General features: G+C 48.0%; 10 protein-coding genes (1 of these 10 cut by a window edge). 6 read left to right on the forward strand and 4 right to left on the reverse strand.

Annotated elements, in window-relative coordinates; translation table 11 throughout:
* Positions 1 to 41 precede the first annotated feature (41 nt).
* Positions 42 to 1,004 (forward strand): DMT family transporter, encoded by a 963-nt coding sequence (locus tag ACXAC1_RS08670; RefSeq protein WP_475060886.1) that lies wholly within the window; start codon positions 42 to 44, stop codon positions 1,002 to 1,004.
* Here the strand turns inward: ACXAC1_RS08670 and ACXAC1_RS08675 are convergent.
* Entirely contained in the window at positions 952 to 1,848 is an 897-nt protein-coding gene (locus ACXAC1_RS08675) for an EamA family transporter (protein ID WP_475060887.1), read from the reverse strand. The genes ACXAC1_RS08670 and ACXAC1_RS08675 overlap by 53 nt on opposite strands.
* Positions 1,849 to 1,924: 76 nt before the next feature.
* Positions 1,925 to 3,268, reverse strand: coding sequence for an exodeoxyribonuclease VII large subunit (gene xseA / locus ACXAC1_RS08680; protein ID WP_475060889.1), 1,344 nt, complete (start codon positions 3,266 to 3,268; stop codon positions 1,925 to 1,927).
* Positions 3,269 to 3,359: 91 nt separating this feature from the next.
* Between xseA and guaB the strand changes: the two genes are divergently transcribed.
* Positions 3,360 to 4,832, forward strand: a complete 1,473-nt coding sequence (gene guaB / locus ACXAC1_RS08685) for an IMP dehydrogenase (protein WP_475060892.1) — start codon at positions 3,360 to 3,362, stop codon at positions 4,830 to 4,832.
* Positions 4,833 to 4,929: 97 nt separating this feature from the next.
* On the forward strand, positions 4,930 to 6,507 hold the full coding sequence (gene guaA, locus ACXAC1_RS08690; RefSeq protein WP_199464079.1) for a glutamine-hydrolyzing GMP synthase: 1,578 nt from the start codon (positions 4,930 to 4,932) through the stop codon (positions 6,505 to 6,507).
* Positions 6,508 to 6,606: 99 nt separating this feature from the next.
* Here the strand turns inward: guaA and ACXAC1_RS08695 are convergent, their stop codons facing one another.
* Complete coding sequence (locus ACXAC1_RS08695) at positions 6,607 to 7,527, reverse strand: LysR family transcriptional regulator (protein ID WP_475060894.1); 921 nt, start codon at positions 7,525 to 7,527, stop codon at positions 6,607 to 6,609.
* Positions 7,528 to 7,721: 194 nt separating this feature from the next.
* On the opposite strand from ACXAC1_RS08695, the gene ACXAC1_RS08700 reads away from it, so the two are divergent.
* The 3 genes from ACXAC1_RS08700 to sfsA are packed head-to-tail and all read left to right on the forward strand — an operon-like array spanning position 7,722 to position 10,697.
* Positions 7,722 to 8,921 (forward strand): glycine C-acetyltransferase, encoded by a 1,200-nt coding sequence (locus tag ACXAC1_RS08700; protein ID WP_475060896.1) that lies wholly within the window; start codon positions 7,722 to 7,724, stop codon positions 8,919 to 8,921.
* A 2-nt stretch (positions 8,922 to 8,923) separates the two neighbouring features.
* A complete protein-coding gene (tdh, locus tag ACXAC1_RS08705) occupies positions 8,924 to 9,949 on the forward strand; it encodes an L-threonine 3-dehydrogenase (RefSeq protein ID WP_475063804.1) in 1,026 nt (341 codons plus the stop codon).
* A gap of 28 nt (positions 9,950 to 9,977) precedes the next feature.
* Entirely contained in the window at positions 9,978 to 10,697 is a 720-nt protein-coding gene (gene sfsA, locus ACXAC1_RS08710) for a DNA/RNA nuclease SfsA (protein ID WP_475060899.1), read from the forward strand.
* On the reverse strand, positions 10,646 to 10,697 hold the end of the coding sequence (locus ACXAC1_RS08715) for a LysR substrate-binding domain-containing protein (protein WP_475060901.1). 830 nt of this gene lie beyond the right edge of the window; the window shows 52 of its 882 coding nt (coding positions 831-882); its start codon lies beyond the right edge, outside the window — the gene reads right to left on this strand; the stop codon is at positions 10,646 to 10,648. The two genes, sfsA and ACXAC1_RS08715, sit on opposite strands and share 52 nt — an antisense overlap.

A 10,697-nucleotide genomic window follows, 5' to 3' on the forward strand; every position in this document is an offset into this window, starting at 1 on the left:
GGCAGAAATTACAATGGTTAGATCAAACTTCGAGGTGATCTATGCCATCTACATCCACGCAAAACTATCCTATTTCCAGCCTGAAACGCTTTCAAATTTCGTTGCCTAATCAACTGAAAATCGTCCTAATGTTTGCGTTAGCGGTCGTTGCGCTGGGTGGCAATTGGCCAGTGATGAAACTGGGTTTAGAACATATTTCACCGCTTTGGTTTGCTGCCGTACGATTCGTGATGGGATGTGTTTGCTTATTCTCGTTGCAGGCCATTACAGGCAAGGTGAAACTGCCAACGCGCAAAGACCTTCCGATTGTCGCCAGCGTTGGTTTGGTACAGATGATGATGTTCACTGCCCTAGGGGCGATTGCCATGTTAAGTGTCTCGGCAGGGCGCTCGGCAGTATTGGGTTACACCACCCCTTTGTGGGTGACACCGATTGCTTTGTTCGTGCTGCGAGAGCGCTTTAGTACTATGCAGATTGCAGGTACCGTGATTGGATTCGTAGGCGTGCTCATTTTGCTGAATCCTGCCACCATGGATTGGAGCGATACAGCCGTACTACAAGGTAATGCGTTACTGCTTTTTTGCTCCCTATGCTGGGCGCTGTGTATTTTGCACCTTCGCCATCATAAAGGGGACAGTAATGCTTACCAGCTGGCACCTTGGCAAATGTTGCTCGCGAGCGCTTGTCTGATTCCTTTGGCGTATTACTTTGAAGGAGGCTTCACTGGCGACTTCAGCGCTACGTTTTGGTGGGTGATGTTGTACATGGGACCTTTTGCGACCGCTTTTTCATTTGTGGCCATCAATGCTGCCAGCAAACACTTGTCTTCCGCGAGTATGTCGAACGCCATGTTAGGCGTTCCTGTTACAGGATTATTAGCTTCGACAATATTTTTAGGCGAAACCTTAACCCTGTCACTGGCATTGGGTGGTGCGGTGATTCTTGGCGGTATTATGTGCGTATCTTTGGCTGGCCGTGGCGCAAGCGTCCGCCAAAAGTGTTGAGCATTAAACCTAACAGTACGACAAGAATTCCAACCCACTGTTGGTGGCTGATGCTTTCATTCAGTACCAACGCCGCAGAGGTTAAGCCAACCACGGGGACGCCTAATGACAGTGGCGCGACGGTGCCAGCACTGTAGCGAGACATCAGTTGGCTCCAAAGGCCATAGCCTGCCAATGTGGCGAATAGGGCGAGGTAGCCAAGAACAGCAACGGTGCTCCAATTGATATCCTTCAGGTTAGACCACATCAGATCTGGGCCATCGACAAAGTAAGAGGTAATGAAGAAGGGCACAGACGCGATCCCCGCACTCCATACGATTAAGCTAAGGTCTGCTTGGTAGCCTTTCTGAATAATAGCTTTGGTGGTGATGTTACCCAATGCCCAGCTAGACGCCGCCGCTAGGGTCAAAATAAAGCCCAATACGGTCATCGAGGTGTCTTCTCCCGCAGCACCAATGATCGCCAGTCCGCCGCAGGCAATCGTAACCGCCAATATTTGATAAGGCCGTACCGTTTCTTTTAGCAAGAGTACGGAGAAGATTAGTGTAAAGATGGCTTGCGACTGCAATACCAAAGACGCTAATCCTGCTGGCATGCCAAATGTCATGGCGCAGAACAGCCAAGCAAATTGGCCAAAGTTCAAGGACAAGGCATAGAGTAAACACCATTTTAATGGAGTCTTAGGGCGAGCAAAGAAAAAGCAGCCGACCAATGCCAAGACCAAGAAACGCATGCCGCCGAGCATCATCGGGGTCATGGCATCGAGTCCCCAGCGAATGACAACGAAGTTGAATCCCCAAGCGAAGATAATAATTAAGCCCAGGGATAAGTCTTTCGCGGTCATGATAGGAGTTCCTTTTGTCGATAAGTTCCTACTGTAACGATTTCTTATCTGATGAAAAAAGGAACAACTGGGGACATTATGACGTTTCTTTGACGAGACACTTTAGAGTGCCGTCCGCAACACGAATATTAATATCATCCCCCTCGCTCACATCATGACAAGAGCGAATCACCTGCTTGTCTTTGCTGGCAATGGCATAACCTCGAGAAAGAATGTTCAAAGGGCTCACCAAATCCAACTTTTCAATAGTCTGGGCGAAGCGCTGCTGTTTCTGGTTCAGTGTTTGACCTAAGGCTTGATTCAGTCGTTGCTGAAGCCTTTCAATGCGTTCCTGATGAGCGGCTACCTTCGCATTTGGGCTGGCTTGTTTAAGACGCTGTTGTAGGTGGCTTTCGCGCACTTGCCTCTGTGCAAGTTGGCTGAGTATGGCTTGAGATAAACGCTTTGTGCTTTGATCTAAACGATTTTGCTGTTGCTCGATACGCTCTTTGGGGTGGCGAATACGTTGCGTGAGGAAATCTAAGCGCTGCTGATGCTGTTGTAAGGTTTGCTCAAAGCGGCGTGTAAACAGGTGCTCAAAATGTGCAATTTGCTGTTCTAGATTGCGTACATCGGGGCTTAATAATTCAGCCGCAGCGGTTGGCGTCGCGGCTCGAACATCCGCCACAAAGTCTGCAATGGTAAAATCAACTTCATGGCCTACTGCTGAAACAATTGGTGTTTTAGCCTGATAAATGGCGCGAGCGAGCGCTTCGTCATTAAAGCTCCAAAGGTCTTCTAACGAGCCACCGCCACGTCCGACGATGATGGCATCAAAATGCCCACTGACATCGGCACGTTCCAGTTGTTGGCGAATGTTCTTCGCAGCCCCTTCACCTTGAACAAGGGTGGGTAAAATCGTTAGCTCGGTCAATGGGAAGCGTCGTTTAAAGGCGATGACCATATCGCGCACCGCTGCGCCTTTGGCTGAGGTAATAATCGCAACACGCTCTGGACGAGTAGGGAGGGCTTTCTTGTGAGTTGGATCGAATAATCCTTCCGCTTGTAATTGGTTCTTCAAACGCTCAAAGGCCGCTTGCAAGGCACCTTCGCCAGCTGCTTCCATGGACTCTACCATCAGTTGGCAGTCACCGCGCGCGCCGTAAAAGGTCACTCTTGCGCGAAGTCGAACCAGATCACCATCTTTGGGCTTGAACTTGACCGCCATGTTTTTGCCCTTGAACATCGCACAGCGTATTTGTGCGCGATCATCTTTCAAGGAAAAGTACCAATGACCTGAGCTTGGTTTGGCAAGGTTAGAGAGCTCTCCTTCTACCAAAATCCATGGCAAGCTGGCTTCCAACAACTGCTGAATTTGGCGGTTTAATTCTGAGACGGTAAAAGTCGGTTCTGAACTGTGCAAAGTTGTAAAATTTTTCATCAATGTCCCGTGGTTTTGATTTACCGAATCACAATGTTGGAGTAGAATTACTTGCCATCTTAAACCCAGTTGGCATTGGAAATTCCCTATTATGTTACGAATCGCACAACAAGCACTAACGTTTGATGACGTTTTGCTTATCCCAGGCTATTCTGAAGTTCTGCCGAAAGACGTGAGCCTAAAAACACGCATCACGAAAGGCATCGAACTAAATCTTCCTCTTGTTTCCGCTGCCATGGATACGGTGACTGAACACCGCATGGCGATTGCCCTAGCGCAAGAAGGCGGCATTGGCATTATCCACAAAAACCTAACGATTGAGCAACAAGCGGCAGAAGTTCGTCGCGTGAAAAAGTTCGAAAGTGGTATTGTCAAAGACCCAGTAACGATTCACCCAGGCGCGACCGTTCGCGAGTTGATGGATCTGACTGCGGCACACAACATTTCTGGTGTACCGGTTGTTGAAGGAAAAGACCTAGTCGGTATCGTAACCAGCCGTGACGTTCGTTTTATCAAAGACTTCGATAAAACCGTTGCTGATATCATGACGCCAAAAGAGCGTCTAGTGACTGTCCTAGAAGGCGCTTCTAGCGGTTCTATTCGTAAGCTACTTCATGAACACCGTATCGAAAAAGTGTTGGTTGTGAACGAGCAGTTCGAACTACGCGGCATGGTAACGGTAACGGACATCAACAAAGCGCAAACTTTCCCTCATGCTTGTAAAGATGACAACGGTAGTCTTCGTGTTGGCGCGGCAGTAGGCACTGGCGCAGACACTGGCGAGCGTGTGACTGCACTAGCAGAAGCGGGCGTTGACGTGATCGTTGTCGACACAGCGCACGGTCATTCTAAAGGCGTAATTGATCGCGTACGTTGGGTGAAAGAAAACTTCCCTCAAGTACAAGTGATCGGCGGCAACATCGCGACAGCAGAAGCAGCAATCGCGCTAGCGGATGCAGGCGCTGATGGCGTTAAAGTGGGGATCGGCCCAGGTTCGATCTGTACCACTCGTATCATCGCAGGTGTGGGTGTTCCGCAAATCAGTGCGGTTGCAAACGTAGCGGCGGTAATGAACGAGCGCGGCATTCCTGTGATTGCAGACGGTGGTATTCGCTTCTCTGGTGACATTGCGAAAGCCATTGCAGCCGGTGCGAGTGTGATCATGGTCGGTGGTCTATTGGCTGGTACTGATGAAGCACCTGGTGAAGTGGTTCTGTTCCAAGGTCGTTCATTCAAAGCGTACCGTGGCATGGGCTCTCTTGGCGCGATGTCTCAGTCTCAAGGTTCTTCGGACCGCTACTTCCAAGACGCAAGCAGCGGCGTAGAAAAATTGGTACCAGAAGGTATTGAAGGTCGCGTACCTTCAAAAGGTCCAATGGCAGCTGTTGTTCACCAATTGATGGGCGGTGTTCGCTCTTCAATGGGCTACACTGGCTCTGCAAACATTGAGCAGATGCGTACTCAAACGCAATTTTCTCAAATTACTGGTGCGGGTATGCGTGAAAGTCACGTGCATGATGTTACCATTACTAAAGAAGCGCCGAACTACCACGTTGGTGGTTAAGCGCTGATTAATGAAAAACCAAGATGGGGCGTCTGACGCCCCATCTTCTTTTTTTTTGAACAGCTCTTACTGGGTAGGAGCGAAGGACTAGCTAATAATGTCGCAAGATATCCACGCTCATAAAATTCTTATTCTTGATTTTGGTTCTCAGTACACGCAGCTGATCGCTCGCCGTGTTCGTGAGATTGGTGTTTTCTGTGAAATCCGTGCATTCGACATGGAAGAGCAGGAAATCCTAGACTTTAACCCTCAAGGTATCATCTTAGCGGGTGGTCCTGAGTCTGTTGCTGAAGAAGGCTCACCACGTGCACCTGAAATCGTCTTCACATTAGGCGTTCCAGTGTTAGGTATTTGTTACGGCATGCAAACCATGGCGGAGCAAATGGGCGGTAAAGTTCAAGGATCTGAGTTGCGTGAATTTGGTTACGCGCAAATCCGCACACACGGTAACTACTCATTGCTTGATGGCATTGAAGACCACGTTGCAAACAACGGTGTTGCCTTGCTAGATGTGTGGATGAGCCACGGTGACAAAGTGGTTGATATGCCAGAAGGCTTCGCTTTGATGGCGTCAACTGAAAGCTGTCCAATCGCTGCGATGGCACACGAAGGCAAAAAGTTCTACGGCGTACAATTCCACCCAGAAGTGACACACACGAAACAAGGCGGTCGTATCCTGTCTCGTTTCATTGTTGATATCTGTGGCTGTGAAACCCTATGGACGCCAGCTAACATTGCTCAAGACGCGATTGATCGTATGAAAGAGCAAGTCGGTGACAAGAAAGTGCTACTGGCCCTTTCTGGTGGTGTGGACTCTTCTGTTGTGGCGGCTCTATTGCACAAAGCAATCGGTACACAGCTAACATGTGTATTCGTTGATAACGGTCTACTTCGTCTAAATGAAGGCGATCAAGTCATGGCGATGTTCAAAGAGAACATGGGCGTCAACGTTATCCGTGTGGATGCTGAAGACCTGTTCCTAGGTAAACTAGGTGGCGAAGCAGACCCAGAGAAGAAACGTAAGATCATTGGTAACACCTTCATCGAAGTATTCGACGAAGAAGCGGCTAAGCTAACGGAAGTAGAGTTCCTAGCACAAGGTACTATCTACCCAGACGTCATCGAATCTGCTGCCTCTAAGACAGGTAAAGCACATGTCATCAAGTCTCACCACAATGTGGGCGGTCTACCAGAAGACATGAAGATGCAGCTTGTTGAGCCACTACGCGAACTGTTCAAAGACGAAGTACGTAAACTTGGTCTAGAGCTAGGCCTACCGTACGACATGGTCTACCGTCACCCATTCCCAGGACCGGGTCTAGGTGTTCGTATCCTAGGTGAAGTGAAGAAAGACTACGCAGACATCCTACGTCGCGCTGACGCGATCTTCATCGAAGAACTACGCAACGCTGGCTGGTACGAGAAAACAAGCCAAGCATTCGCTGTATTCCTACCAGTTAAATCTGTAGGTGTTGTAGGTGATGGCCGTCGTTACGAATACGTGGTAGCACTACGTGCTGTAGAAACCATCGACTTCATGACAGCACGCTGGGCACACCTACCATACGAGCTTCTGGAGAAAGTGTCGGGTCGTATCATCAACGAAATCGAACACATCTCTCGCGTGACTTACGACGTATCGTCTAAGCCACCAGCAACTATTGAGTGGGAATAACCGTCGAGTGGAAATAATTTGGCGTTAGGTAACACCTTGCACTGAACAGCAATAAACACTTCAAAGCCCGCTTCATCCACCAAGCGGGCTTTTTGTTGTCTAGGCTAAACGCTGAATGAGGTGCTCGCAGACGTAGTCGATAAATACCCTTAGCCGTGCAGGCATGTATCGAGTCTGGGCGTATTGCATGGCAATGAAACCATGGTAATTGCTGCGTAAGGTCCAGTCCGATAACACAGGTACTACGTCGCCTTTTTCAAGAGCATCAGCAATAACGAAGTCGTGCAATATACCGATACCTAATCCGTTCTTAACGCCGGTTAACCGCATTTGGGAGTGGTTCACGGCATAGCGTCCGGTGACAGAAACAGAGTGCACTTCGTCCCCCTTTATAAAGCGCCAGATATGATCATGGTCATTCTCTGCTAGATAAAGACAATCATGCTGGACCAATTCACTGGGATGCTCAGGCATGCCTCTTTGCTTGATGTAATCTGGGCTGGCACATAATACCAGATTGGTTTTGCCCAGCTCTTTCAGGATCAGACGCTCATCAGGTGTGTCGGTAAGCATGAAGGCCACATCAATATTATCTCGCAGTAAATCAATTTCACCGTCTGCAACCCGCAACTGTAATTTCACTTGTGGGTAACGATTGAGAAAAGGAAGTACATGAGTCTGAATAACCGAATTCAAAAAAGCTTCGGGGGCCGCAATGGTGAGCGTGCCTTGGATTTCGCTATGGTCGGAAAGGGATAGCTCTACGGCTTGTTTGGCAGCATTCAACATAATGACCGCTTGATCGTACACCTTTTGCCCAGAACGAGTAATCAGCAATGTACGCGTGCTGCGTTCAAATAGCTTAATGGATAATGCTTTTTCAAGGCGTGTCACAAGCTTGCTTAATGCGGAAGGGGTGACGTCTAGTTTTTTTGCGGCGGCGGTAAAACTGCCTTCTTCCACGATCAAGATAAAGCTTGCTAGGTCCGGTAGCAATGGAATGAGCTGGGTGTTTTGCATGATTATCGAGCCTTGTTTTCGAATTGTCATCGGGACGTAGTAAAATCTATTTGTGCCTGAGATTCAACAATGCTTTTCCAATGAACCCAATAATCTCTTTTTCAGCTCTCTATTACACTTAATGTTATCGGCTATGGACTTGTTCTGTCTGCTAACAAGCCTTGACTAAACATCGTGATCGAGAGGTATTCATCATGACTTCTACTTTTTATCAGCATATTCAACAGCAAATCGACGAAGTGAAATCTGAAGGGCTTTATAAGCCTGAGCGCGTGATTACCTCTCAGCAAAAAGCTGAAGTCAGCGTGACCTCTGGTGAAGAAGTATTAAATTTCTGTGCCAATAACTACCTCGGCTTAGCCAACAGCGATGAGCTGATTCAAGCGGCAAAAGAGGGGTTGGAGCAACATGGTTTTGGCATGGCGTCGGTGCGCTTTATTTGTGGCACGCAAGATATCCATAAAACACTAGAGCAGAAGCTCTCTGAATTCTTGGGTATGGAAGACACGATTCTTTACTCCTCTTGTTTTGATGCCAATGCGGGATTGTTTGAAACAATCTTAGGGAAGGAAGACGCGATCATTTCCGATGCATTAAACCACGCGTCGATCATTGATGGTGTCCGTTTATGTAAAGCCATGCGCTTTCGCTATGCAAACAATGATATGGCGGATTTGGAGCAACAGCTGATAGCAGCAAAAGAAGCGGGGGCTCGTCATACCTTGATTGTGACAGATGGTGTATTTTCTATGGATGGCATTGTGGCCAACTTGCCGGCTATCTGTGATTTAGCGGATCAATATGGCGCCTTAGTGATGGTGGATGATTCTCACGCAGTGGGCTTTATGGGAAAAACCGGTGCCGGGACTCATGAATACCATGATGTGATGGATCGTATTGATATCATAACCGGTACGCTAGGGAAGGCATTAGGTGGTGCGTCGGGCGGTTACACGTCAGGCAAAAAAGAAGTGATCGAGTGGTTGCGTCAACGTTCACGACCTTATTTATTCTCTAACTCATTAGCTCCAGCGATTGTGAATGCCTCAATTCGTGTGTTAGATGTTTTGAAGCAGAGCGATGAGTTGCGTAATCGTCTGTGGGAAAACGCTCAATATTTCCGTACACGAATGGAAACAGAAGGGTTTGTGATGGGAGGTGCTGACCATGCCATCATTCCTATTATGCTAGGCGATGCGAAATTAGCGGCGGAGTTTGCTGAACGATCCTTACAAAAAGGCGTGTATGTGATTGGCTTCTCGTTTCCTGTCGTGCCTAAAGGGCAAGCTCGAATTCGCACGCAAATGTCAGCAGGACATACCCGTGAACAGTTAGATCGGGCCATCGAAGTGTTTATAGAAGTCGCTCGAGAGATGGAGATTATTCATAGATGAAAATGAAAGCATTAGCCAAGTTAAAGCCTGAGTCAGGCATCTGGATGACGCAAGTAGATCGGCCAGTGATCGGCCATAACGACTTGTTGATTAAAATTAAGAAAACGGCCATTTGTGGGACGGATGTACACATTCACAATTGGGATGAGTGGGCGCAGAAAACGATCCCTGTACCCATGGTAGTGGGTCATGAGTACGTCGGTGAAGTGGTTGAAGTTGGCCAAGAAGTGCGTGGATTTAACGTAGGTGATCGTGTTTCAGGTGAAGGGCATATCACCTGTGGCCATTGTCGTAACTGTCGAGCAGGGCGCACGCATTTATGTCGCAATACCATTGGTGTCGGCGTGAATCGTGAAGGTGCTTTTGCCGAGTATCTTGTTTTGCCAGCATTTAATGCATTTAAAATCCCAGATGGCATCTCAGATGATCTTGCCGCGATTTTTGATCCTTTTGGGAATGCTGTGCATACGGCCTTGTCTTTTGATTTGGTTGGGGAAGATGTGCTAATTACGGGAGCAGGCCCGATTGGCATTATGGCTGCCGCCGTGGCGAAGCATGTTGGCGCGCGTCACGTGGTGATCACAGATATCAACGACTACCGTTTAGAGCTGGCGCGCAAAATGGGTATCGAACATACAGTCAATGTAGCGAAGCAATCTCTTTCTGACGTAATGGCTGAGCTGAAAATGAGCGAAGGGTTTGATGTTGGCTTAGAAATGTCAGGTAACGCCGACGCGTTCGACTCAATGCTTGCAGCGATGAATCATGGTGGTCATGTTGCGCTGCTGGGGATTTTGCCCGCGGGCATGGGGATCGATTGGAGCCAAGTGATTTTCAAAGGTCTTGTTATAAAAGGCATTTATGGTCGAGAGATGTTTGAAACTTGGTATAAAATGGCTTCATTAATTCAATCTGGCTTAGACCTTACTCCTATTATTACCCATCATTACAGCATCGATGACTTCCAAAAAGGCTTTGATGTGATGTGCAGCGGTACGTCTGGGAAAGTCATTCTAGATTGGAGCTGATAGTAGTTTAAAGAGGTATGACCGAACGATGCATTTTTCAGAGTTAATCGAAGGGCGCTTAATCAAACGATACAAGCGCTTTTTAGCCGATATTGAATTAGTGCATGGGGAGGTCATCACTGCGCATTGCTCTAATACGGGGTCTATGCGCCGTTGTCAGCAGGATCAAGCGCGGGTTTGGGTGTCAAAAAGTGATAATCCAAAGCGCAAGCTGGCCTACACTTGGGAAATTGTTGAAGTCGACCAGCAGTTCCTCGCTTGTATCAACACTGGCTTGCCTAATAAGGTCGTGGGCGAGGCAATTGCCCAGGGTAAGATTGCAGAGCTGTCGGGATATAGCGGTCAGAAGGCCGAAGTGAAATATGGTAGTGGCAGTCGTATTGATTGGCTGTTGAGTGATGAGCATAAGCCATTGTGTTATGTGGAAGTGAAAAATGTGACCTTGCTTGAGGAAGATGGCCACGGATATTTCCCTGATGCCGTTACTGAGCGCGGCAGAAAGCACTTATATGAATTAGCGGATATGGTGAAAGCAGGCCATCGTGCGGTATTGATGTTTTGTGTGTCACATACTGGCATTCAGTCCGTTGCTCCAGCGCAGCATATTGATCCTAAGTATGCAGCGGCCTTGGAAGAAGTGATGACTCAGGGCGTTGAGGTGATCGCATATCGTGCTCATATTGATACGGCAGAAATCTATTTGACGGAGTCTATCCCTGTGACTCTTTCGTCTTTAAGTAAAAACTGA

The sequence above is a fragment of the Marinomonas sp. AWM4_232 genome, from assembly GCF_056158325.1.

Coding starts and splice junctions, on each gene's coding strand:
- ACXAC1_RS08670 (WP_475060886.1), top strand. CDS start 42: ATGCCATCTACATCCACGCAAAACTATCCTATTTCCAGCCTGAAACGC.
- ACXAC1_RS08675 (WP_475060887.1), bottom strand. CDS start 1,848: ATGACCGCGAAAGACTTATCCCTGGGCTTAATTATTATCTTCGCTTGG.
- xseA (WP_475060889.1), bottom strand. CDS start 3,268: ATGAAAAATTTTACAACTTTGCACAGTTCAGAACCGACTTTTACCGTC.
- guaB (WP_475060892.1), top strand. CDS start 3,360: ATGTTACGAATCGCACAACAAGCACTAACGTTTGATGACGTTTTGCTT.
- guaA (WP_199464079.1), top strand. CDS start 4,930: ATGTCGCAAGATATCCACGCTCATAAAATTCTTATTCTTGATTTTGGT.
- ACXAC1_RS08695 (WP_475060894.1), bottom strand. CDS start 7,527: ATGCAAAACACCCAGCTCATTCCATTGCTACCGGACCTAGCAAGCTTT.
- ACXAC1_RS08700 (WP_475060896.1), top strand. CDS start 7,722: ATGACTTCTACTTTTTATCAGCATATTCAACAGCAAATCGACGAAGTG.
- tdh (WP_475063804.1), top strand. CDS start 8,924: ATGAAAGCATTAGCCAAGTTAAAGCCTGAGTCAGGCATCTGGATGACG.
- sfsA (WP_475060899.1), top strand. CDS start 9,978: ATGCATTTTTCAGAGTTAATCGAAGGGCGCTTAATCAAACGATACAAG.